This is a genomic window from Pseudofrankia coriaricola, assembly GCF_001854805.1.
Lineage (GTDB): Bacteria > Actinomycetota > Actinomycetes > Frankiales > Frankiaceae > Pseudofrankia.
Genome location: NZ_MBLO01000012.1, coordinates 40616 through 63460, shown reverse-complemented (window position 1 = coordinate 63460; position 22845 = coordinate 40616). Strand labels below are relative to the sequence as shown.

The window sequence follows — 22845 nt, the reverse complement described above, 5'->3', positions numbered from 1 at the left end:
CCTGCGCCTGCGCCTGCGCCTGCGCCTGCGCCTGCGCCTGCGCCTGCGCCTGCGCCTGCGCCTGCGCCTGCGCCTGCGCCTGCGCCTGCGCCTGCCATTGTCTCCGCCGGCCTGGCTGGCTCCGCCGCTTCCGTCGACGTGGCGGACGGTGCCGGACGCGCGGGCCCGGCCAGATCAGCCGGTGACGGCGGTGACAGCTTGGAGGAGGCCCACCTCGGGATCACCGGCTCGGTGCACGGCCGGATGGCCGACGTCGGCGGCTGGGCCGGGATCGCGTCCGCCCCCGGGCAGGGCACCCGGGTCGAGCTGGACTGGCAGGCGGCGCGGCCCGCGGTCGCCGGATCGGCCGACGGCGCCGACCTGCGCCGGGACTACGAACGGGCGATCCGCCGCGCCGTCGGCGTCACCCTGCTGGCCGGCGTCGCGGTGCTCGCGCTGCCCGCGGTCGCCCTCCGCACGCACTCCCAGCCGTCACTGGACGTCCTCGCCCCTATCGCGCCGTATGCGTCGATCCTGCTGTGGGCGGTGGTGGCCGGCGGTGCGCTCCGGGTCGTCGCCATCACCTGGCGGCGCGCGCTGACCGGCGTCGAGGCACTGGCGACCCTTGGCTTCACCGTCGCGGTCACCCTGGCCGGCGCGGCGATCATTTCCGGCTCCGACGTGATCAGGATCTACAACTGGGCCGGGATACTGGCACCGACGGTGCTGCTGCTGACGATCACCGTGTCCCGGCCGGCGCGGCAGTGGGCCGCGGCCGTGGCGGTGATGGTCGTGGTGACGCTGGCGGTCGACCTGCCCCGGATCGGCACGGCTCCGCTGGAGCTGGTGCGGCTGGTGGGCACCCTCTACGGGATCTCCACGATCCAGCTGCTGGTGACGACCGCCGGGCCGGTGCTGCGGGCGACCGCCGAGGCGACCACGCGGGCGGCGCACCTCGACGCGGAGCTGGGCGCGCACCAGGACGCGGCCGCCGTCGTGCGCCGGGACCGGGCCCGCCGGCTCGCCCGGCTCAACCGGGACGTGCTCCCGCTGCTGCGTGCCGTCGCGGACGGCTCGGCCGACCCGCGCGACGAGCAGGTCCGCCGGCTCTGCGCGAACCGGGCCAGGGCGCTGCGCCGGATGCTGTCCGGCTCCGGCGGGCGCGCCGGCCCGCTCGCCGAGCTGGAGACGGCGATCGACGCGGCCGAGGCGCGCGGCGCGACCGTCACCCTCCAGGTCGACGGCGAGTTCGCCGACATTCCCCGCGAGGTCCGTGACGAGCTCGTCGACCTGCTGAGCGAGACCCTGCGGGTGGCGCCGTCCGGCCGGGTGACGGTGACCCTGCTGTGCGCGGGCAGCACCGGCGAGGGCTACATCTCCTACCCCGCGGTCTCCAGCCTCACCGCCACCCCCGGCGGCGGCGCCACCCGGAGCCGCTCCGCGGGCCCGGACGGCCAGATGGCCGCCGACAGCCCGGCCGCCGTCACCGGCGTAGCCGTCCTCGACGACGAGGCGGCCTCAGACGAGGCGTCCCTGGACGAGGCGGCGCCGAACGAGGCGGTCGCGCCGGACGGCACACATTGGCCGTGGACCTGCGAGCTGGTCACCCAGGTCGAACTGGACGAGGGCAACACGATCGTCGAGCTGGCCTGGCCGCCCCCGACCCGCACCGACTGAAGCGGTCCATCTAGTGACGGCGCATCAGCGCTGTACCAATCCAGCCACCTCGCCCGCCCAGTACCAGCCGTGCCACCGCCATCTGCGCCGGCCCGGAACCAGGCGGGGAGGGCGCTTAGCGCCCGACAGACATCCCATGGGCTCGGATGTCCAGCTCAGCCACAGCTGGTGACGGCGCATTGGCGCAATACCTACCCAGCCACCTCGTCAGCCCGGTCCCAGCTCTACCACCGCCATATGCCCGGGCCCGGAACCACGCGGGGAGGGCGCCCAGCGCCCGACACGGGGCGAGCGCGCCCAGCGCCTCGCCCCGACAGGCTGCGCCCGGCGGCGGGCGCGGAGCGTCCGTCGCGGGACAGCCCTATACCCGGTCGCCGGCGACGAGGTCGACGAGGCGGGCCGCGCGCGGCGCGGCGGCGGCACGGTCCGCCGCCACCAGGCCGATCCGGGTGCGCCGGTCGAGAAGGTCGTCGACATCGAGCGCCCCCTCGTGCCGCAGTGCGAACAGCAGCTCGGCCCCCGTGACGGACATGCCCGCGGCGACGGGCGCGAGCAGATCCGGATCGCCGCCCGCCTCGGCGAGCACGGCCGGTGCCTCGGTGCCGTACCGCTCGACCAGCCGCCGCGGCGCGTCGACGGCGGCGAGCTGGGCGCGCGGCGCCGCGCCGACCAGCGGCAGCCGGGCGGTGCGGCAGGCCCCGGCGGCGAGACCGGCGTGCGCGACCGCGAGATCCACCGCGTCGCGGGCCATCCGGCGATACGTGGTCAGCTTGCCGCCGACGACGGTGACGACGCCACCGGGGCCGACGAGCACGGCGTGCCGGCGGGACAGGTCCGCGCTGCGTGGTGAGCGCGGGAGCGCGGGAGCGGAGCGGGCGTTTGCTGAAGGAGCACGGCCGCGTAGCGGGTGAGTGACGGAGTGAACCAGGGACGCGGCGGTCCGGCCCGTGGCGCCGGCGGTGTCCGCGACGTCGAGGAGCGGGCGCAGCCCGGCGAACGTGCCGAGCATGTCGGCCCGGTCCAGCGGAGCGTCCAGCACCCCGGAGACGATGCCGAGCAGCTCCTCGACCTCGGCGGCGGTCGGCCGCGGCACGTCCTCCACCGTGTCCGCCGGGACGTCGGTCAGGCCCACGTAGACCCGGTCGTCGTCCTGCGGCAGCACCAGCGCGTAGCGGTTGCGCTGGCCGGGCATCGGCACCGTCAGCGCGGTGCGGGTGCCCCCGAACGCGCCCGCGGCGACCACCAGGTGGGTGCCCCGGCTCGGGCGCAGCCGCACCTCGGGCGCGAGCGTCGGCGCCCACACCCCCGTCGCGTTCACGACCGCGCGGGCCCGCAGCGAGAACGTCGAGCCGGTCAGGGTGTCCTCGACGAGCGCCCCGGTGCCGTCGAGCGTGCGCGCCCGCAGCCGGGTGAGGACTCGTGCGCCGTAGGCCGCGGCGGTGCGGGCGATCGCGACGACGAGGCGCGCGTCGTCGACCAGCTGGCCGTCCCAGTAGAGCAGCCCGCCGCGCAGCCCCGTCTCGCGCAGCGTCGGGGCGAGCTGGTGCGCCTCGACGGCCGTGAGCCGCCGCGGCGGCGGCAGCGTGCCGCTGGGGGTGCGCGCGGCGCGGCGCAGCCCGTCGGCGACCCGCAGGCCCGCGGTCATCGCCACCGCGTCGGTACGCCGCACGGCCGGCGTCAGCGGCACCATGATCGGTACTGGGTGGACCAGGTGCGGCGCGGTCCGTCGCAACAGGATGTCCCGTTCGGTGGCGCTCTCCATCGCCAGCCCCAGGTCGCCGCTGGCGAGGTAGCGCAGCCCGCCGTGGACCAGCTTCGAGCTCCACCGGCTGGTGCCCCAGGCGAGGTCGCGCGCCTCGACGAGCGCCACCGACAGCCCCCGGCTCGCCGCGTCGAGGGCGACGCCCGCACCGGTCACCCCGCCGCCGACCACCAGCAGGTCGACGATCTCGCCGCCGGCCAGGCGGGCCAGCTCGCGCTCGCGGCGCGCCGGCGACAGCGACCCACCCGGCGCGGGTGTCGAGATGGGGATGGCCCCGTTCATCGCGTCCTCCCTCTGCCGCGCCTGGCGTTGGGTGTGGCGTCGGGGTGCGGCCTCGCGACACCAGCGTGCGTGGTCGGCCGGGCAGCGTCCACCCCGACCCTCCCAACGACCCCGCCCTTCCAACGACGCAGGTCCGCTAATCGGGGCCATACGGATGAAGGCGGTGGTGGTGACCCTTGCCACACGACCGCGGCCACCCCACCGGGCGGCCTGGCGCGGCGGGTTGCCAGCGGGGGCCGGGGGAGCAGAGTTGTTGGGGTGACCGAGTCGCGGAATCCGCCGGACAGCCTCCGCCAGCGCCAGGCCTCACCCCCTTCAGGCGGCCCCGAGCAGGCCGATGACGCCGGCGACCTGGCGTGGTGGGGGTGGGGGAGCCCCGACGAGCGGGTGGAACTGCCCGGCGCGGTCCGGGCGCTGCTCGTCGATGGGCTTGGCTTCGCCGAACGGCCGAGCCCGCCGGTGGATCTCGGCGCCGTCGAGCTCCCGCCGTCCGGGCTGCCCGGGCCCGCGCGCGGCGACCTGGCCGCCATCGTCGGCGCCGAGCACGTCCGCGACGACCGGGAGATCCGGATCCGGCACTGCCGGGGGCGCTCCACGACCGACCTGCTCGCGCTGCGCGCCGGCGATGCCTCCGCCGCCCCGGACGCGGTGCTGACGCCGGCCAGCCACGACGAGGTCGCCGCGCTGCTCGCCGCCTGCGCCGAGCATCGCGTCGCCGTCGTGCCGTTCGGCGGCGGTACCTCCGTGGTCGGCGGTCTCGCGCCGAGGAGGGCCGGCTTCGCCGCCGTCGTCGCGCTCGACCTGCGCCGGATGAACCGGCTGCTCGACGTCGACCGGGCCTCGCTCACCGCCACGCTGGAGCCGGGGCTGCGTGGCCCCGCGGCCGAGGCGCTGCTCGCCGAGCACGGCCTGACCATCGGCCATGTGCCGCAGTCCTGGGAGTACGCGACCATTGGTGGCTTCGCCGCGACCCGCTCCAGCGGACAGGCGTCCAGCGGCTACGGCCGGTTCGACGCGGTCGTCGTCGGGCTGCGGGTGGCGACGCCGCTCGGTGGCTGGGAGCTTGGCCGGGCGCCGGCCTCCGCGGCCGGCCCTGATCTGCGCCAGCTGGTGCTCGGCTCGGAGGGCGCGTTCGGGGTGATCACCGAGGTGCGGGTGCGGGTGCGCCCGCTGCCGGCGCGGCGCCGCTACGAGGGCTGGCGGGTCGACACGTTCGCCGCCGGCCTCGACTTGATGCGCGAGCTGGCCCAGCGCGACCTGCTCCCGGCGGTCGCCCGGCTCTCCGACGAGCTGGAGACGGCCGCGGGCGCCGCCACCCCGCACGGCGCCGGCGAGCCGACCGGCGAGGGCGCGGACGGCGCCGACGGGGGTTCCGGATGCTACGTCGTGCTCGGGTACGAGGGGGAGCCCGAGCGGGTGCGCCGGCAGGCCGCGGATCTCGCCGAGCTGTTGAGCGCCCGCGCCGCGCGCCCGCTGGGCACCGAGGTCGGCGACGACTGGGTGCGCGGACGGTTCCACGGCCCCCGGCTGCGCGACGCGCTGCTCGACGCCGGCATGTTCGCGGAGACGCTGGAGACGGCGACCTTCTGGTCGGGGCTTTCGGGCCTGTACGCGGGCGTGCGCGGCGCCCTCGCCGAGGTCTACGCCGCAGCCGGGGTGCCGGCGGTGGTCCTCTGCCATGTCTCGCATCTGTACCCGACCGGCGCGTCGCTGTACTTCACGCTGGTCGCCGGCCACAGCGACGACCGCGTGGGCCTGTGGGCCACGGCGAAGGCGGCCGCGAGCGACGCGATCGTAGCCGCCGGCGGGACGATCACCCACCACCACGCTGTCGGCACCGACCATCGCCCCTGGCTCGGCGCCGAGATCGGCGACGTCGGCGTCGCCGTGCTGCGCGCCGTCAAGCAGACGCTCGACCCCGCCGGCATCCTCAACCCCGGCGTGCTCGTCCCCGAACGGACCGCGTCCGCCCAACGGCCGGCGGCGGAGGGGCTCGGCGCGTCGCGGACCTCCCAGCAGACCTCTCCGATCGGCTCCGCCGATCGAACAGGGACCCCGGGCTCCGCAAGCTCCACCAATCCGGCAGGGACCCCGGCGGAATCGATAGGCTGACGACGTCGCCTACGACATTCGGTAGAACCGACGGTGAGACCTCCGACGGTGGGACCCGGTGTGACCGAGGCGGGCCTTGAGGATTTTCCCCCGTGGGTGGGGGCGCGAGAGGGGTGCGCAGTGGTAATCGGGGCAGTGGTGATCTTCGGGCTGTTGATGGCGATCCCGCCGCTGATCGTCTTCCCGCCGATCATCTACTACTACCGGAAGTCGGCTCCGCTGCGCGCCCAGGCTGAGCTCGACCGCACCCGCAGGGCCCGGGAGCTCGCCGGCCACTAGTGCTTCTGGGGACGGAGGCCTCCGGGGGTGCGAAGGAGGAGGATTTTCGCACCCCCTTTGGCCCTCTAGCGGGTAGTTCGAACAAATTTTCGGCGCCTTGGTCGTGTGGTGACGCGGGGACGGTCCAAGATGGACCTATGCCACCGGACACGCCGGCCGCGGCGACGGTCACGGGCGCGGTCGCGCCCGGGCCGGTGCCGGCGTCCGTGCCCGTGACGCGCGGGCTGGTGGTCGTCGGGCCCGGCGCCGCGTTCGGTACCCAGCTGCTCGCCCGGTTCGGGCGAGAGGGCTTCCGGCTCGGCGTGGTGGCCCGTTCCGCGGACACGCTCGACCGGGTGGCCGGGGAGCTCGCCAGCGCCGGGCTCACCATGCGCGGCGCGGTCGCCGACGTCACCGACGCCACAGGCCTGGCCGCGGCGCTGGAAAGGCTCGCCGCGGATCTCGGCGGCCTGACCGTGCTCGTCTACAACGCCAAGCTCTCTATCCGCGGCAGCGCGCTCTCCGTCCCCGCCGACGTCCTCAACCAGACGCTCGCCGTCAATGTCACCGGTGCCCTCACCGCGGTCCAGGCCGCCGCGCCGCTGCTGGTCGACCGGGTCGGCGCGACGATCCTGGTGACCGTGGCCGGCAGCCGCACCGAGCCGCCCGCCGGGCGGTTCGCGCTCGCGGTCGGCAAGGCGGGGCTCGCGGCGCTCGCCGCCGCCGTGGGCCCGGCGCTCGCCGACCAGGGTGTCCGGATGCGCACCGTCGTCCTCGACGGCAAGGTCGGGCCCGGCGGCCCGCTGCGCCCGGAGGTGGTCGCCGACCACTTCTGGCAGGCGTACGCGTCACCGCGCGGCGCGGTCTTCCGTCTCGCCCCGCCCGGCCCCCGCCGGTCCGCCGCCACGCTACCGCTCGAGGTCTGACGGGCCGCCTCGAGCTCCTGGGGCCGCCGCTCGCCGGTTGCCCCCGCGGGCCGCGGGCGCGATCCGTGGCCGGGCGATATGGCCCGTGGGGCGCGATCCATGGGCCACGGGCCGTTCACGGCCCGCGGGGCGCCCGCTTCCGCCTGTCCTCGGGAGCGGACGTCACCTCGCGGACGGCGGCGGCGTCGTGACGCTGGGAAACGTCGGAAACTGGACACCCGCACCGTGGCAACGATCACCCCCTCGGCGCTCCAGGGAGGGTCTGGACGTGCGACCATCCGGTGGATGAGCCGACGGGGTGGGGAAGTCCTCGCGCGCGTGGGTCGGCGCGGCCCTGATGGGAGATGACCCCGTGAACAACCCAACAGACGACGAGGCGTACGAACCCGGCGAGGTCGCCCGGGTCCGACGCGACTCCGCGGACAGGCGTGGGCGCAGGGGCCCGAACCGCCCCGGCGCGCCGAGCGCACCGCCGCCGCCCCCGGAGTCCTTCCGGCCGGCCGGCCCGCCGCCGCCGGCGGACTGGTTCAAGCCGGCTTCCGGCGGCGCCGGTGCCGACGAGACGGCACGGTCGCGCCGCGACGCCGGCGGACCGGGCAGCACCGGTTACACCTCGCAGCCCGGCATCCCCGTCGAGCGGTACCCGACTCCGCGTCCCGGTGAGTTCCCGTCGCCGGTCCCGCCGACCCGCCGCACCCAGCCGCCGGCGTCCGGTGGCACGCCCAGGCCCCAGGAACGCCCAGGCGGGGAGCGACCCACCGAGTACATCGGCCGGGTCGGCTCCGGCGGGGGCGCCGGCGCCAGGACGCCGGGCCAGGGAAGTGGGGTCAGCAAGCCGACGGAGCAGCTGGGCTACGGCCAGCTCGACGACGAGGACGAGTACGTCGACCCCGCGGCCGTCACCGAGCACAGCGAGCCCTACTCCCCGGTCCCCGCGGTAGGCTGGCAGGCCGCCCGGGCGGACGGCGGCGGCTGGCGTGACGGCACGGGCGGTCTGCCGGCGGCCGGGTCAGGCACCGGCGGCCCGCCGGTGCCTGGCGGCGGCGCGGCCGGGGAGAAGCCACCGAAGAAGCGGCGCAGGCGCGGGCGGCTGATCGCGCTCATCGTGGTCGTTCTGCTGCTGATCCTGGCGATCCCGCTCGACCGCGTCGTCGCGCACATCGCGGTGGGCCAGATGCGCAAGCAGGTCGAGGTGGCCGTGGCCCAGAACATGAAGGAGGGGCAGCAGCCGCCGATCGTGCGCAAGGTCAGCCTTGGCGGCTTCCCGTTCCTCACCCAGATCCTGTTCGGCAAGTTCAAGGACATCGGCGTCACGCTGGAGAACATCCCGACCACCGCGGACGGGCCGAAGATCGCCGGCGTCGACGCGCACCTGAAGGGCGCGCACGTCCCGCTCGGTGACGCGATCTCGAACAACGTCGGCAAGGTCCCGGTCGACAACGTCGAGGCGACCGTGCGGATCAACTACGACGAGATCAACGCCTTCCTCAAGGACAAGCCCTTCCACTGGCAGCTCGCCCCGGCCGACGGCGGCAAGAAGGTACAGATCACCGGCCAGGACCAGACCACGATTCCCGTCGTCGGGACAAAGGTCGACGTAACGCTGACCGGCGTCGGGTCCTTCACTGTGGCGAACAACCAGCTCAAGATCACCCCGTCGGAGGTCAGCGGCTCGGTGAACGGCCTCAGCACTCCCGACCTCGGTGACCTGGTGTCCAACGCGTCCATCCCGGTCCCGTTGCCGCTGCCGGACAACCTGCCGTTCGACCTGACCATCGTCAGCGCCGGCACGACGGCGACCGGCCTGTCGGTGTCGGCCACGGCCAAGGACGTCGTGCTGCCCGCCCAGTCCGCCAAGTAGCGCTGCTCCCTGGAGCCTGATCCGGCGGCCTGTCCATGTCCGCGGGGCCGATCCTGGCGACGGTCCGTGACGGCGGACGGGGTTCGCCGTGGTCACGGGGTCGGTCCGGCGACGGACCAAGGTCAGGTCAACGACAGACCCGGGCCGACCAGCCGCGAGGAGAGGATGCTCGAACCGGTCCGATCCGGATAGCCAGTCCACGGATCGGTACCGTCGTCGGAGCGCGTGCGCGGCCCTCGGGGGAGCGTTCGTCGGACCGGTCGCCCGGCATGGAGGAGCGGAATCCGGATGGTGGTTGGTGAGGTCATTGGCCTCACGGCGCGTGGCCGGCCGCGGTCGTTGCGCGCCAACAGGTCTGTGTTTCCCGGTATACCGGGGATGAGATGTCCGACAAGCGGGTCGCACGGTCACCCGGCTTGGGTGGGCCCCGGAGTGCGACGCTACGATCTGCCACAAGATCGGTCGTTTCGTGACGAGGTTGGTCTGGTAGTGACGCCGTCGAGCTACCCGTCCTGGGTCCCCGGGGTTTCCCGGGCCGTGGGCGCGCCCGCCTCCGGTGGGCAGACGGTTGGTGGACAGAACGAGCTCGGCGGGGCAGCCCGGCCAGCGTCCCGTCTTGGAGGGGGAGACACGTGTCTACGGCCGTTCTAAGGATCAGCAGCGAGGCCGGCCAGGTAGTCGTACCGACCGGGCAGCCACGGTTCATCATCGGCCGGGCCCGCAACGCGGACTATGTGATCGCGGACAGCCGGGTGTCCCGACAGCACCTCATGATCGAGGAGACGCCCGACGGCTGGGCCGTGCGGGACGTGAGCTCCAACGGCACCTGGCTCGGCGGCCAGCGGATGCTGCAGACCGTCCAGGTCCACGGCGAGACGCTGTTCCGGCTGGGCACGCCGACCGGTCCCGAGGTCGTCATCCTCACCGAGTTCCCGTCGCAGCGGTCGCCGTACGACTACGGCGGCGACGCGGACATGCAGACCATGCTGCCGAACCAGGCGGGCTACACCCCGCCGCGTTCGCCCGGCGCCAACCGGCCGACCCGGCCGACCCGAGGCGACGACTTCGACTACCAGGACGCCCGCTCCGGCGGCTACCCCGAGGCGGACTACGCCCAGGCGGAGCAGAGCGGGCACACCCGGCTTGACCGCGAGCACGAGCGCAGCAAGACCTACCCGCTGCGCCAGGGCACGATGACGATTGGCCGCGGCCGCGACAACGACATCGTCATCACCGACCTGCTCGCCTCCCGCCACCACGCCCAGCTGTCCGTCCGGGGCGGCAACGTCGAGCTCGTCGACCTCGACTCGGCGAACGGCTCGTTCCTCAACGGCCGCCGCGTGAACCGCGGCCCGGTCCGCCAGGGCGAGGTCATCGCCGTCGGGCACCACGTCTTCCAGCTCGAGGGCAACCTGCTCGTCGAGTACGTCGACTCCGGCGACGTCAGCTTCGAGGCCGACGACCTCAACGTGTGGGCGCCCGGCGGCGGTAAGCAGCTCATGCACGACATGACGTTCCGACTGCCCGGGCGGGCGCTGCTCGGCGTCGTCGGCCCGTCGGGCGCCGGCAAGTCGACGCTGCTCAACGCGCTCACCGGCTTCCGCCCGGCGGACAAGGGCACGGTCCGCTACGCCGGCCGGGACCTGTACGACGAGTACGACGAGCTGCGCCGCCGGATCGGCTACGTGCCGCAGGACGACATCCTGCACACCTCGCTGACCGTGCGGAAGGCGCTCGAACTGGGCGCCGAGCTGCGCTTCCCGCCGGACGTCACGCCGAAGGAGCGTTCCGCCCGGATCGACGAGGTGCTCGGGGAGCTCGGCCTCACCCAGCACGCGAACACGGTCGTCTCCCGGCTTTCCGGCGGTCAGCGCAAGCGGACCTCGGTCGCGCTCGAGCTGCTCACCCGCCCGACGTTGCTGTACTTGGACGAGCCGACCTCCGGTCTCGACCCGGGCATGGACCTCAACGTCATGGAGTCGCTGCGCACGCTCGCCGACGACGGCCGCACGGTCATCGTCGTCACGCACTCCGTGCTGCAGCTTGACCTGTGTGACTACGTCCTGGTCCTTGCTCCCGGCGGCTACGTCGCCTACTTCGGCCCGCCGGGGGACGCGCTGACGTTCTTCGGCGAGAGCAACTACCCCCGGGTCTTCCGCGGGCTGGAGGCGACGCCGGGCCCCGAGTCGGCGGCGAAGTTCCGCCAGTCGCGGCACTACGTCCCGTCGGCGGTGACCGCGCCGTCGGCGCGGCCGGCGCCGGAGGAGCTGCCCAGCATCCGGCAGCAGTCGGTCGGGAAGCAGCTGGTGACGCTGAGCCGGCGAACATTCGCCGTCATCGCGTCCGACAAGGGCTACCTGCGGCTGGCGATCGCGTTCCCGTTCGTGCTCGGCGTGATCCCCAGAGCCATCGGCGGTGGCTTCGCTGATACCGGCGACAAGTTCTCACCGAACTCCGACGCGCCCACGATCTTCCTGATCATGGTGCTGTGTGCCTGCTTCATGGGCATGTCGAACTCGGTCCGCGAGATCGTCAAGGAACGCGAGATCTTCCGCCGAGAACGGGCGATCGGTCTGTCGAGGTCCGCGTACGTGGGTTCCAAGGTCCTCGTCCTGATCGTCATCACGGTTCTGCAGTCGATCCCGTTCACGGTCATCGCGCTCGCAGGCCGGACGCCACCAGACCCGTTGCTCCTCGGCAACTCACTGCTGGAATGCATGCTCGCGGTGTTCGTGGTGGGCTTCGCCTCCGGCATGATCGGACTGACGATCTCCGCGCTGGTGGACAACGCCGACAAGACGATGCCGCTGCTGGTGATCGTCACCATGATCCAGCTGGTGTTCAGCGCGGGCATCGTGCCGGTGTCCGGCAAGCCCGGCCTGCAGCAGGTCGCCGTCATCTCTCCGGCCCGGTGGGGCTTCGCGGCCATGGCCGCGGACGCGGACTTCAACAAGATCACCCGTGCCGGGGAGAAACGACCGGAGACGAAGAACGGCCAGGTCGTGCCGAACAGCCTCGTGCCGGTCAACCCGCGCGCGCCGGAGCCGGACGCGCTGTTCTACCACACAAAGAAGCAGTACGTGACCGACATCGCCCTCGGCCTGTTCGTCAGCGTCGTGTTCATCGGCATCACGTCGTGGCTCCTGCGTCGGCTGGACCCGAAGAGGAGCAAGAAGCGCAAGGCACCGGCAACCACCTAACCCTGGTCTTCACCGCTGGCGGCGGCGGACGGCCCCTCCTCCTGGAGGGCGGTCCGCCGCCGTCGGCGTTTCGTGACGCCTGTTCCCGCGAGCCGATGCCCCGGCCGCGGCCGCGGGACGCCTACGCCGGGGTGAGCCGGACCGGGAGCGACTTCAGTCCGTTGTTCAGGTTGGAACGGACCCGTGTGGGCGTGCCGGCCAGCTCGATCTTGGCGAACGAGGAGAGCAGCTCCTCGAGGAACACCCGCCCCTCGAGGCGGGCCAGGTGGGCGCCGAGGCAGAAGTGCTCGCCCTTGCCGAACGACAGATGCCGGTTGGGGGAGCGGCGAATGTCGAACCGGTCCGGGTCCTCGAAGACCGTCTCGTCCCGGTTGGCGGCGGTGAAGTAGGTGGCGAGCCGGTCACCCGCCCGCATCCGGACGCCGCCGACCCCGGCGTCGGCGGCCGCCGTTCGCCGGAAGTAGTGCAGCGGGTTCGCCCAGCGCAGGATCTCCTCGACCGCGCCCGGAGCGAGCGACGGGTCGGCCCGCAGGCCGGCGAGCTGGTCGGGGTGGGTGAGCAGGGCGAGCAGCCCGGAGGACAGCATCGTCTGGGTGGTGTCGTTGCCGGCGGTGACGAGCTGGACGAAGAAGCTGCCGTAGTCGAGGTCCGACATCGTCCGGCCGCCGAAGTCGCCGGCCAGCAGCAGTCCGGTCAGGTCGTCGCGGGGCGGCTGCGCGCGCCGGCGGGCGGCGAACCCGGCGGCGTACATCGCCATCTCGACGGTGGGTGCCGCCGCGCCCTCGGCGCCGCCCCCGCCCGGCTCGCTCCCGCCCGGCCCACCGCGGCTCGGTCCGACGCCGTCCATACCGCCCTTGTCCCCTTCGCCTCCCTCGACGCCGGCTCGGTCCGCGTCGCCGGCGTCCTGGCCGCGGTTGAGGGCTTCGGCCAGCCGATGGACGTAGTCCCAGTCCTCGCGGGGCAGGCCCATCAGCTCACCGACGACGCGGGTGGGCAGCTGGCCGGCGACCTCGCTGACGAACTCGACCTCGCCGCCGGACCGGCCGCGCTCGGCGGCCTCCCGCATGATCACCCGGGAGGCGTCCCGCACCCGCCCTTCGAGCATGGCGACCGCGCGGTGGGTGAACCGGTGCGCGAGCGGGCGGCGGTAGTCCCGATGCCGCGGCGGGTCCATCGCCAGCAGCATGCCCCGCATCTGGGCGAGTCGGTCGGGTGGCAGGTCGTCGAGCACGACACCGCCCTCCTCCGAGCTGAACAGCTCAGGTGCGCACAGCACGTGTTCGACCTCGGCATAGCCGAGCACCGCCCAGTAGCCAGGGGCGGCAGGGCCCGTCGGCACTTCCTGCCAGTGGACGGGCGACGCGCGCCGCAGCGCGGCGAACGCCTCGTGCGGCGGGCCGGCGAGGTAGGTGTCCGGGTCGTAGAGGTCGACGAGAGCGCTGGTCGTCATGGCGATCAGCCGACGAGGACGTTCGGGCGGCCGAAGCCCTGCGCCTCGCAGAGCGCCACGTAGGCGGCAAGCGCCGATGGGCCGTCGGTCACCGACTCGACCTGCCCGTCCGGCCCCAGATTGAGGTTGCTGCCATACATCTGGAACCAGGCCTGGGTGCCGTCCTCGACGCACATCAGGGTGTGCACGGAACCCGCGGGTTCGTAGAGGAAAGACCCGGCACGGTTCACATAGTCGTACTCCTTGTACTTCCAGGCGCCGGAGATGGTGTAGCCATACACCGGACCGGTGTGCCGGTGGGTCGCGACCTCGTAGCCGGCCTGGAAGATGTTCTCCACGATCCATAAGCTCTCGCCGGCGCGGACCTGGATCACCTTGAGCTTGTTCCCGCCGCCGATCTCGACGAAGGGCAGGTCGCCGGCGCCGACGTGGATCGCGGGCGGGGTGCTCGTGCTGTCAAGAACTGCCATGGCATATGCCTTTCCGCGCCGTGGACTTGGGATTGGCAGCGGACGCTACGTGGGCGACAAAGGCCGGTCAAGGGACCCACCCGCGGCACAAAGGACGGTCCACGGGCTCCGGCACGGCCCGAGGCTGTTTCTTCGCGCTGTGCAAACACGTATTGTGGCGCCACGCGAGCGGGCCGCGGCACGCCACCGTACGGAGCACGTCACCAGCGGTGGGATGGGAAACCCCCGGCCAGCGCGTCGGGCCGCGCCGCGCGGCGCCGGGGCACGCACGCCGGAGGCCGGTGAGAGCGGCCGTCAGGCCAACCTTTCGAGGAATACTCGGAAACCCGTAAAGATACGAGGTCCGCGCGGCCGGGATGCGGTGTGCTGGTACTGGCTGGACCGTCACCCAGAACCGGCACGCGGGGGGCGTCAGTTCGGGATAGCGGCCGGCGGTCCAGCCTTCCCCCACCGGTCTGCCCTTGCCCCGCGGGCACAGGCCCACGGGTTCGGTGTCGCCAGGTGGCCGAGCGGCGGATCGGTGGGGGCCTTTGGCTCTCGTGCAAGCGCGTGGTCGCGGCCGCCCGACCGCCGACCGCCGCCGCGCGGGGCCGACCGCTGTGCGGTGCTGATCCGCGCCGGTGCCCGGCAAGGTGCCGATCCGTAGGCTCCGCCACTCCGCCACTCGGGCGGCGAGCGGCGGATCGCTGGCCTCCCGGCAATCGCGGGCCTCCGGCAGGAGCCCCGGGCATCGCCGATCCGGCGGGACCCGGGACGCCCCGCGTGGGCTGGCGCCGAGATCTCGGACGGAGGCCTTCCCGCCGCCCATCGGACCGCCGAGCGCGGGCAAACCGCGACGTCACGGTAGACGTTCTGTCAAAAAATGGACATTCTGCGCTACCCGGATGCCGGCGGCCGCTCGTGCCGCCCCGCGGTGTCACGGGTTGGCGGACGGATCGTGCCGCCTGCCAGGCGCGGGCTGGCGCGGGAGCGTCGGCCGGCACCGCCCGCGGATCGTCGCCGACGGGCCTTCCTACGCCGCTGTCGCGGCCACGACTACGCCGGCCTGGTTTCCCGCCCATTGGTGGAAATCGCCAGACGGTAGCATTCTGCCCGCACGGGATTGTCATTCTGGGCCGTCGCGTGGCCGGCGTCCGTTAGGGGAGAGAGGTGGGCGATGGCGTCGTCAGAGGCGAACGTCAGCAGCCGCGCGACACCGCTGGGTGAGAACGACCCGCGGACGCTGGGCACATACACGCTGCTGGGCAAGCTGGGCCAGGGCGGGATGGGAACCGTCTACCTGGGACGGTCGGAGCTCGGTCGGCTCGTCGCCATCAAGGTGGTGCGCGCCGACGTAGCCGACGACGCGCAGTTCCGTAGCCGGTTCCGACAGGAGGCGGCGACCGCGCGCCGGGTCGCCCGGGTCTGCACCGCCGAGGTGCTCGACTTCGACCCGGAGGCCGAGCAGCCCTACCTGGTCACCGAGTTCATCGAAGGTCCGACGCTGCAGTCGTTCGTCGGCCGGGGTGGCCCGCTGGCGGACGCGAACCTCGAGCAGCTCGCAGTCGGCGTCGCCGCCGCGCTGCGCGCCATCCACGCCGCTGGCATCGTGCACCGCGACCTCAAGCCGTCGAACGTGGTCCTTTCCCCGTTCGGGCCGCGCGTCATCGACTTCGGCATCGCGCGGGCGCTGGACTCGGGGGCCGGCTTGACCGGAGACCTCCAGCAGCTCGGCACCCCGGCGTTCATGTCGCCGGAGCAGATCCGGGGCGACGCGATCACCTCGAAGGCCGACATCTGGGCCTGGGGCGGCCTGGTGACCTTCGCGGCCACCGGTCACTACCCGTTCGGCATGGGCAGCGCGCAGGTGCTGCTCTTCCGGGCGCTGAACGAGGAGCCGAGGCTCGACGGCGTCGACCCCGGGCTGCACCCGATCGTCTGGGACGCGATGCGCAAGAACCCGTACGAGCGGCCGAACGCGAGCCAGCTGATGGACCGCCTCCTCGGCGACACGGGTGACACCGCCGACCAGGGCGAGCAGGTGACCAACGTGCTCGCCGACTGGAGGCTGCCCAACCCGGCGCCCGGCACGGTCCCGTCCACCACCGGTGGTGCGGGCCAGGGCGACTACGCCACCCTTGCCGCCACCCGCCCCGGCTACAACGAGAACTACGTCCCGACGCAGGTGGCCACCCAGGCCGCAGGCGCCCCATCCGTCGGCACCGGCCCGACCTATGGCCAGCCCCCGCCTCCCGCCCCGCCGGCGAAGAAGCGCAGCCGGCGCCCGCTCATCATCGGCGCCGCCGCCGCCGTGATCGTGATCGCGATCCTCGCGGCGGTGCTGCCCAACGTTCTGGGCAAGGACAAGGGCGGCGCCGGCAACGGGGACGTGGCCGCCTTCCTGCCGCGCTCGGCCGCTCCGCTCGGGCTGGACACGTTGGTGTTCACGCAGAAGAAGCCCGGCGAGGCGCACTACCAGATCGTCAGTGCCCAGGTGCCGGCGGCCGGTGGCCTGCTGTCCAACGTCAGGACGGTGGCCGCCAACGACCAGGACGACCTCACGGTTCCGGCGATCAGCCCGGACCGGAAGACGGTCTTCTATCTCGACAAGAGCGCCGGTGGCAACATTCTGAAGGCGAAGGCCGCCGACGGCAGCGGCGAGCCGGTCGTGCTGTTCACTTCCGGGCCGGCGAAGCAGCTCACGATTCCGGAGGACTCCCGTCCCTCGATCGCGCCGGACGGCAGGTCGTTGGTGATCCGGTCGACCAGCGGCCCGCCCGTGGACGGCCAGTCGAAGGCCGGTCTCTACCTCGTCGCGATGGACGGCTCGACGGTCCGGCGGCTGAACACCGAGCCGCAGGCGTCCGACCCCTCGTACTCGCCGGTCGGCGAGCAGATCGCCTACTGGTCGAACAACACCGGCGGCGACGGCGGCTTCCTGGTCGTGGTCTCCGACTTCGTGGACGCGAAGCCACAGCCGCTCAACAAGGTCCAGTTCCTCAAGGCCCAGGACGAGGGGCGGTCGCCCGACGTCGACGCCGACTCGGTGTGGTCGCCGGACGGCAAGCGGCTCGCGTTCAAGCGGCAGATCGCCGGCGACGAGAACAACCAGCAGATCTTCGTGATGGACGTCGGCAGCCGCACGGTCACCCAGATCACGAACGACAGCCCTGGCCAGGCCCACAACCAGGACCCGGCCTGGGCCACCAACAACGATCTGATCTTCACCAAGGTCAACCCCGACAACGGCGACCGCCAGATCTTCGTGGTGAACCCGAACAACCTCGGCGCCGGCTCCCGCCAGCTGACCACCGAATCCGGCTACCACGGCCAGCCCCGCTGGAACGCCGGCTGACCCTGGCATTGGGCTAGCCACCGGCCGGCCGGGATGCGCGAGCACCCGGCCGGCCGGCGGCTGTATAAGGCCCGGTTGGGCCGACGGCGGTTTCGGTCAGCCGCGCGTGCGCCTGCGGATCACGCGGTAGATCAGGAACAGCAGCACGAGCAGGACCACGATGATGACGGCGCCGATGGTGACGTCGGAGGCGTCGCGCTCCTTCTTGGCCTCGACCACCGGCGCTGCCGCCGAGGCGGCACCCGCCGACAGAAGCACCAGCGCCCCCGCCGCCAGCACCACCTGGCCGGACCGGCGCGCGAGACGCGCGAACGCCGGTCCCACCCGTAGCGGCCGCCCGGCCAGGTGACGGACCTGCCGCTGCTCGGTCATCGCCATTCCGATGTCGTTCGTCATCTGTCCCCGCCGCTCGAAGGTCTCCCAGTACCGACGTCCTGACCGACGGGCAGGTTGCCCACCGGACCGCCTCACGGCTGGGCCCGTCGAATCACTGGGGAATGCGCCGAGATGCTAGCGGCTTCCGTCGATACCTCATCTGGGCGGGCGGCCGGACCACACAGGCGGCTACATACGACCCCGTCCAGCCGGTAGTGGTTGCGGACCAGAACGACGACGAGCGTGGCGATGACCGGACGGCTGGTTGCCGTGGTCGCGGTAACCGAAGGTCATTCGTGCGGCGGAGGCCGCAGTATCGACGTCGCGTGACGAATTCACCTTCACCGCACGTGACGACGTGTCGCCCCGCAGGTGGCGGCGGCCGGTTCGGGCGGGTGCTGGGCGACACCGGCCAGGCCGCCGTCCTCCGCCAGACCGCGGCCGCGCTGCCCGAGCCCCATCTCGCGCTCGCCGACGACCTGCTGCGTGACGCCGAGCTGCTGCGCGCCGACGTGCTGCGCTTTCTCGACCTGTGCCGCCAGGTCTTCTTCGGCTCGCTGTGGGCCGAGACCGAACCAGCCCTCAGCCGGGCCGCGCACCGGGTGCGTCGCCTGCTCGCCGACGAGGGCCCGGCGGCGGCACTAGTCTCGCTCAGCCCGTCCAGCGCGCGCCTCACATGTTCCGCGGGGCCGGGCGTGGGCGGCCCCGCGCGGGTCGTCTTCGACAAGGTGCACCACGTGGTGATCAGCCCGGCGCGCGCGCCGGTCCTGCTCATCCCGACCCGGTACGGCGCGCCACACCTGCTGGTGAAGAACGAACCCGGGCTGCCACCCGTCGCGCACTTCCCGGTCGACGCCCCGGCGGTGGGCGTGACCCTGGCCCGCCCGCCTGCTCGCGCTCACCGACCCGAGCCGGGTGCGGCTGTGCCGGCTGATCGCCCGCCAGGCGATGACCACCGCCGACCTCGCGGACCGGCTGGGGGATGACCCGCCCGCAGGTCTCCCGCCACCTGCGGGTCCTGCGCGACCTGGGACTGGCGCGGGTGGAGCGCAGCGGCCGCTACGCGCACTACCGGCTCGATCTCGCGGTGGTCGGACGGATCGGTCACGACCTCGCCACCGCCCTGCAGTTCTGACACCGGCCGCCCGGCGAGCTCGGAGGCCGACCCGCCGGCGCCTGGCGGCCGACGATCGACGCCCGTCGCGGAGCCCGTCGCGCCGGACCCGCCAGGAAGCCGGTTCCGGGTCTCGTCAGGCGTCAGACCAGGCGCGGATCAGCGCGGCCTGCCCCTGGAACTCGCCATGGCGATCCACGAGATTCCAGACCGTCGCGTCCTCGATCCAGAAGCGGCGCCCAGACCGGGCGACGCGCAGGCCGCGGTAGTCGTTTGTGTATCCCCGCAGCAGGACATCGCTCATCAGCGCTGCCCGCTCGTCGCGGTCGGCCTCGGCGGCGGACAGCCGCGACGGCAGGCCGACGATCTCGTCCCAGCCGTACTCGAAGAGCCGCTGGGCCGTGGCGTTCGCGTACACGAACAGCGGGTCGGCCGCGCCGTCGTGCGCCAGCACCCCGAACGGGGCGTCGTCATGGAGCCAGCGCGCGGTGGCCAGCCCGGCGGGGCCCGCGGCCCGCGGCATCGGCGTGCCGACGACCCGCTGATAGCTGTCCGTCAGCAGCTCGGCGAACGCGGTGTCGTATGGCTGGATCATCGATGACCCCGCCGGCGGCCGGCGGCACGGCCGCCGCGTCGTCCTCGACCCGGGTCGGGCATGTCCGTCTCCCATCCTTTGGCCGCCGCCGGGCGGGCGTGGGTCAGTCCGGTAGGCACATCCTGACGATGTCGACCACAACGCGCCCCGCGGGTGTTACGGGTGTTAACAGGGCGACATCTCGGGTCAGCACCAGTGACCGGGACGCCGACGGCGGGGACGCTGGTTCCCGTGACCACCGACGACGGCCCCGCGCGGCGTACGCGCGCAGTCCGTGCCCTGTCCGCAGGCGGGGCGCCGGCCGTGACCCTCGCGGCCGTCACCGTTCCCCCGGACCGGACGGCGTCCGCGGGCCCACGTCGACGGGCGATGGTCACCACCGGTCGCGGGCCGCGGGCGTGGGCTCGCCACGCGGCCGCCTGGTCTCGGTTCCCTGGCCTGGACGCATGACGCGGCCGCCGCGCGGCGGTGCCGGTGGGGCGGCGCTGCCGCTGGCTGGCTGGTTGCTGGCGCTCGCTGTGGCGGTCGCCTTCGCGGATGCCTCGATCGTGGTGCTCGCCGCACCAGAGCTGCTCGCCGAATATGACTCGACCGTGTCCGCGGTCTCGTGGGTGGTAACTGGTTACAACGTCGCGATCGTGCTCGCGGTGGTACCCGTCCTGCTGCTCGTGCGCAGGCGCGGCTGGCTGGTTCTGACCGCCCTGGGCCTGGTCGTCTTCCTCCTCGCGTCCCTGGGGTGCGCCACGGCTGGCTCGCTCGGGTCACTGACCTGGTTGCGCGTCATCCAGGGGGCTGGGGCGGCGCTGCTGCTTGCCGGCTCGCTCCCGCTGCTCGCGCGGCTCGCCGGCTCGGACCAGGCGGGCCTCGCGGCCTGGTCGGCGGCGGCCGCGGTCGGGTCGGCGCTCGGCCCCGCCGCGGGCGGCCTGCTGACCGAGGTTTTCAGCTGGCGGGCGATCTTCTACGTTCAGGCCCCGCTGGCCGCGGCCGCGATCGTGGCCCTGCCGCGCGCCGCGCGGGCCGCGGCCCCAGACCCACAGGGCTGGGCAGACCCACAGGGCTGGGCAGACCCACAGGGCCGGGCCGGCCCAACCGGCCTAGTCGGCTCACCGGGGCCGCTCGGCCCGGCGCGCCCCGTGGAGGTGCCGCCGACGTCGGAGGTGCGGCCGGCGCGGCTGGTGGCCGCGCACGTGGCGCTGGCGTTGGTCTCGGCGGCGTTGGTCGGCGCGCTGTTCCTCGTCATCCTTCTGATGATCAACGGCTGGGGCGCGACGCCGCTGACCGCCGCCGCCGTGGCGACCGTGCTCCCCCTCGGCACCCTTGCCAGCCGCTACGTCACGGCCGGGCGCCGGCCGCGCACGCTGGCGCTCGCCGGTTGCCTGACCGTTGCCGGTGGACTGGCCAGCCTGGCCCTGGTCCCAGACAAAGGCTGGACGACGGCCGCCGCCGCGCTCGCCGTGACCGGTTTCGGCCTGGGGCTCGCGGTCCCGACGCTCACCGAGGCGTCCATCCGGCTCGGCCCGCGCCTGGCGTTCGACGGCACCCTCTCGGTCGCCGCGCGCCACGCCGGTCTCGTGCTCGCCCTCGCCGCCGTCACCCCGCTGCTGGCCTCCTCGCTGTCCAGCCGGCTCGACCATGCGGTCGTGGCCGGCACCGAGGCCGGGCTGAGCGAACCTGTCCCGCTGGCCAGCAAGGTCTCACTTGCTCGCTCGCTCGGGGAGGCGCTGGGCAACACGCCCGCTGGGGAGCTGCCCGACCTGGACAAGGTGTTCGACCAGGTGGCGCCCGACGGCAGCCTTGACGCCCTCGAACACACCTTGTCCGGCATCATCACGACGGCGGTCACCGGTGCGTTCCGGAACTCGTTTGTCTTGTGCGCCCTGTGCGCGCTCATCGCACTGGTACCGGCGTCGCGGATCGGACCGGGGCGGTGGTCGGCACCGGCACCGCGCGGGCCAACACCCGGCCCCGCCCGACTCGGGCGGCCGGCGAGGGCGGTCGCCGTCGTCCTCGCCCCCGTACTGGCGATCGGCCTTGCCGTTTCGACCCTCCGCTCCGGTGGGCGGGGAGCGCTGTCCATACCCGATCCCTGCACGACCCAGCCCGCCTTCGCGCTCGGCGGCGCCGACGGCTTCGTCCAGCAGGTCGCGCTCGACACCCTCGATGGGGCGGCCTGTGAGCTCAGGACGAGCCGGGCCGCGCTGCTGCTGACACTGCTGCCGGAAAGCGGCCAGCCGCGGCTGCCCCTCACGAACGGTGAACTCACACCCGCCGTCCGGCATGGCCTCGACCATGCCGTCGACCGCCGCGCCGACGACGGGCATCTCCCGGGCTGGTCGGCGACGTTGCTGCGGCTCGCGATCCGCGTCAGCCCGGTCGGCTGGTTGGTGGACCAGCTGCGCGCGGACTGACTAGAGTCCCGATCGGTCTCCTTCCCTCGCGGATCGTCGTCGGACTTCCCACCGATACGACGAACAAGGACGAGGAGAGGTGACACATGGGCGAGAAGCCCACATTGGTCGACGAGTTCGGCCGGTCCCGCGACCGTCTGCGGGCGGTCGCGTTCCGCCTCCTCGGCTCGGCGGACGAGGCGGATGACGCGGTCCAGGAGGCGTGGCTGCGGGCGAGCCGGGCCGACGCGGCCGATGTCGTCAACGTGACCGCCTGGCTGACCACGATCGTCAGCCGTATCTGCCTGGACATGCTGCGGACCCGTCAACGCCGGCGTGAGGAGTTCGCCGACACGGCCGGCCTGGACGTGCTCGCCGGGGCGGGTGATGCCCGGGATCCGGAAGCCGAGGCGGTCCTGGCCGATTCCGTCGGGCTCGCTCTGCTCGTCGTGCTCGATCGGCTCGGACCAGCCGAGCGGGTCGCCTTCGTGCTCCACGACCTGTTCGCGATGCCGTTCGAGGAGATCGCACGGATCGTCGAGCGGTCGCCGGTGGCCGCGAAGAAGCTGGCGAGCCGCGCCCGAGCCCGGGTACGGGGCGCGCCCGCGCCGGGCGTGGATGTCGCCCGCCAGCGCACCCTCGTCGAGGCGTTTCTCGCCGCGTCCCGCGCCGGTGATGTCGGCGGTCTTCTCGCGGTGCTCGCGCCCGACGTGGTGCGGCGGGCCGATCCCGCCGTGCTCCACCCCGGTGCCGCCGGCGAGATGCGCGGCGCACGTCGGGTGGCGGAGGAAACTGTCACCAACGCCGGGCGGGCGCGCTTTGCCCGGCCCGCGCTCGTCAAGGGCACGGTCGGCGCGGTGGTGGCGCCGGGCGGGCGGCTGCTGCTCGTCCTCGCGTTGACGATCGAGGGCGGCCGGATCCGCGAGATCACCGTGGTCAACGACCCCGCCAGTCTGGCGCGTCTGCAACTCGCCGTCGTCGATCCCATCCCGTGGGCTGCCCATCCGGAGGCGTAAGCCGGCCACGTACTGCCGGCCGGCACCCCGTGGCCCGCGGGTTGCCC

Annotated in this window: 16 protein-coding genes; 11 read left to right on the top strand and 5 right to left on the bottom strand. The window is 73.4% G+C overall.

From position 1 onward, the window contains the following. Nucleotides 1-198: 198 nt before the first annotated feature. Entirely contained in the window at nucleotides 199-1656 is a 1458-nt protein-coding gene (locus BCD48_RS51015; RefSeq protein ID WP_157910425.1) for a hypothetical protein, read from the top strand. A gap of 361 nt (nucleotides 1657-2017) precedes the next feature. Here BCD48_RS51015 and BCD48_RS03110 read toward each other — a convergent pair whose 3' ends face one another. Beyond that, nucleotides 2018-3700, bottom strand: a complete 1683-nt coding sequence (locus tag BCD48_RS03110; protein WP_071046694.1) for a glycerol-3-phosphate dehydrogenase/oxidase — start codon at nucleotides 3698-3700, stop codon at nucleotides 2018-2020. Between the two features lie 258 nt (nucleotides 3701-3958). Here BCD48_RS03110 and BCD48_RS03105 point away from each other — a divergent pair, with 258 nt between their 5' ends. The 5 genes from BCD48_RS03105 to BCD48_RS03085 all read left to right on the top strand — a co-directional run bounded on the left by BCD48_RS03105 (nucleotide 3959) and on the right by BCD48_RS03085 (nucleotide 12057). Beyond that, nucleotides 3959-5812 (top strand): FAD-binding oxidoreductase, encoded by a 1854-nt coding sequence (locus tag BCD48_RS03105; protein ID WP_241841476.1) that lies wholly within the window; start codon nucleotides 3959-3961, stop codon nucleotides 5810-5812. 120 nt (nucleotides 5813-5932) lie between these two features. Beyond that, on the top strand, nucleotides 5933-6091 hold the full coding sequence (locus BCD48_RS51920) for a phage holin family protein (RefSeq protein WP_198543052.1): 159 nt from the start codon (nucleotides 5933-5935) through the stop codon (nucleotides 6089-6091). Nucleotides 6092-6228: 137 nt separating this feature from the next. Beyond that, entirely contained in the window at nucleotides 6229-6996 is a 768-nt protein-coding gene (locus BCD48_RS03095) for an SDR family NAD(P)-dependent oxidoreductase (protein WP_083418095.1), read from the top strand. A 352-nt stretch (nucleotides 6997-7348) separates the two neighbouring features. After that, nucleotides 7349-8857 (top strand): DUF2993 domain-containing protein, encoded by a 1509-nt coding sequence (locus BCD48_RS03090; RefSeq protein WP_241841475.1) that lies wholly within the window; start codon nucleotides 7349-7351, stop codon nucleotides 8855-8857. Between the two features lie 632 nt (nucleotides 8858-9489). Then, a complete protein-coding gene (locus BCD48_RS03085; protein WP_071046691.1) occupies nucleotides 9490-12057 on the top strand; it encodes an FHA domain-containing protein in 2568 nt (855 codons plus the stop codon). A 121-nt stretch (nucleotides 12058-12178) separates the two neighbouring features. On the opposite strand, the gene BCD48_RS03080 is transcribed toward BCD48_RS03085, so the two are convergent. Together BCD48_RS03080 and BCD48_RS03075 are read right to left on the bottom strand one after the other, a co-directional pair. Next, nucleotides 12179-13507, bottom strand: a complete 1329-nt coding sequence (locus BCD48_RS03080) for a cytochrome P450 (RefSeq protein WP_071046690.1) — start codon at nucleotides 13505-13507, stop codon at nucleotides 12179-12181. Between the two features lie 5 nt (nucleotides 13508-13512). Further along, nucleotides 13513-13977, bottom strand: a complete 465-nt coding sequence (locus BCD48_RS03075) for a 2,4'-dihydroxyacetophenone dioxygenase family protein (protein ID WP_071046689.1) — start codon at nucleotides 13975-13977, stop codon at nucleotides 13513-13515. Between the two features lie 1156 nt (nucleotides 13978-15133). On the opposite strand from BCD48_RS03075, the gene BCD48_RS03070 reads away from it, so the two are divergent. Next, on the top strand, nucleotides 15134-17311 hold the full coding sequence (locus tag BCD48_RS03070) for a protein kinase domain-containing protein (protein ID WP_071046688.1): 2178 nt from the start codon (nucleotides 15134-15136) through the stop codon (nucleotides 17309-17311). A 96-nt stretch (nucleotides 17312-17407) separates the two neighbouring features. Here the strand turns inward: BCD48_RS03070 and BCD48_RS03065 are convergent, their stop codons facing one another. Next, nucleotides 17408-17707: a hypothetical protein gene (locus BCD48_RS03065; protein WP_071046687.1), complete on the bottom strand. Its 300-nt coding sequence runs from the start codon at nucleotides 17705-17707 to the stop codon at nucleotides 17408-17410. A 305-nt stretch (nucleotides 17708-18012) separates the two neighbouring features. Here BCD48_RS03065 and BCD48_RS03060 point away from each other — a divergent pair, with 305 nt between their 5' ends. Together BCD48_RS03060 and BCD48_RS53105 are read left to right on the top strand one after the other, a co-directional pair. Continuing rightward, nucleotides 18013-18672: a DUF5937 family protein gene (locus BCD48_RS03060; protein WP_241841474.1), complete on the top strand. Its 660-nt coding sequence runs from the start codon at nucleotides 18013-18015 to the stop codon at nucleotides 18670-18672. Further along, nucleotides 18669-18821 (top strand): ArsR/SmtB family transcription factor, encoded by a 153-nt coding sequence (locus BCD48_RS53105; protein ID WP_241841473.1) that lies wholly within the window; start codon nucleotides 18669-18671, stop codon nucleotides 18819-18821. Before BCD48_RS03060 ends, BCD48_RS53105 begins: the two co-directional genes overlap by 4 nt. A 115-nt stretch (nucleotides 18822-18936) precedes the next feature. Here BCD48_RS53105 and BCD48_RS03055 read toward each other — a convergent pair whose 3' ends face one another. Then, a complete protein-coding gene (locus tag BCD48_RS03055; RefSeq protein ID WP_071046686.1) occupies nucleotides 18937-19395 on the bottom strand; it encodes an MEKHLA domain-containing protein in 459 nt (152 codons plus the stop codon). A 446-nt stretch (nucleotides 19396-19841) separates the two neighbouring features. On the opposite strand from BCD48_RS03055, the gene BCD48_RS03050 reads away from it, so the two are divergent. Further along, a complete protein-coding gene (locus tag BCD48_RS03050) occupies nucleotides 19842-21803 on the top strand; it encodes an MFS transporter (protein WP_071046685.1) in 1962 nt (653 codons plus the stop codon). Between the two features lie 86 nt (nucleotides 21804-21889). Then, nucleotides 21890-22798: a sigma-70 family RNA polymerase sigma factor gene (locus BCD48_RS03045; RefSeq protein WP_071046684.1), complete on the top strand. Its 909-nt coding sequence runs from the start codon at nucleotides 21890-21892 to the stop codon at nucleotides 22796-22798. Nucleotides 22799-22845 lie beyond the last annotated feature (47 nt).

Coding starts and splice junctions, on each gene's coding strand:
- BCD48_RS03110 (WP_071046694.1), bottom strand. CDS start 3,700: ATGAACGGGGCCATCCCCATCTCGACACCCGCGCCGGGTGGGTCGCTG.
- BCD48_RS03095 (WP_083418095.1), top strand. CDS start 6,229: ATGCCACCGGACACGCCGGCCGCGGCGACGGTCACGGGCGCGGTCGCG.
- BCD48_RS03080 (WP_071046690.1), bottom strand. CDS start 13,507: ATGACGACCAGCGCTCTCGTCGACCTCTACGACCCGGACACCTACCTC.
- BCD48_RS03075 (WP_071046689.1), bottom strand. CDS start 13,977: ATGGCAGTTCTTGACAGCACGAGCACCCCGCCCGCGATCCACGTCGGC.
- BCD48_RS03070 (WP_071046688.1), top strand. CDS start 15,134: ATGGCGTCGTCAGAGGCGAACGTCAGCAGCCGCGCGACACCGCTGGGT.
- BCD48_RS03065 (WP_071046687.1), bottom strand. CDS start 17,707: ATGACGAACGACATCGGAATGGCGATGACCGAGCAGCGGCAGGTCCGT.
- BCD48_RS53105 (WP_241841473.1), top strand. CDS start 18,669: ATGACCCGCCCGCAGGTCTCCCGCCACCTGCGGGTCCTGCGCGACCTG.
- BCD48_RS03055 (WP_071046686.1), bottom strand. CDS start 19,395: ATGATCCAGCCATACGACACCGCGTTCGCCGAGCTGCTGACGGACAGC.
- BCD48_RS03050 (WP_071046685.1), top strand. CDS start 19,842: ATGACGCGGCCGCCGCGCGGCGGTGCCGGTGGGGCGGCGCTGCCGCTG.
- BCD48_RS03045 (WP_071046684.1), top strand. CDS start 21,890: ATGGGCGAGAAGCCCACATTGGTCGACGAGTTCGGCCGGTCCCGCGAC.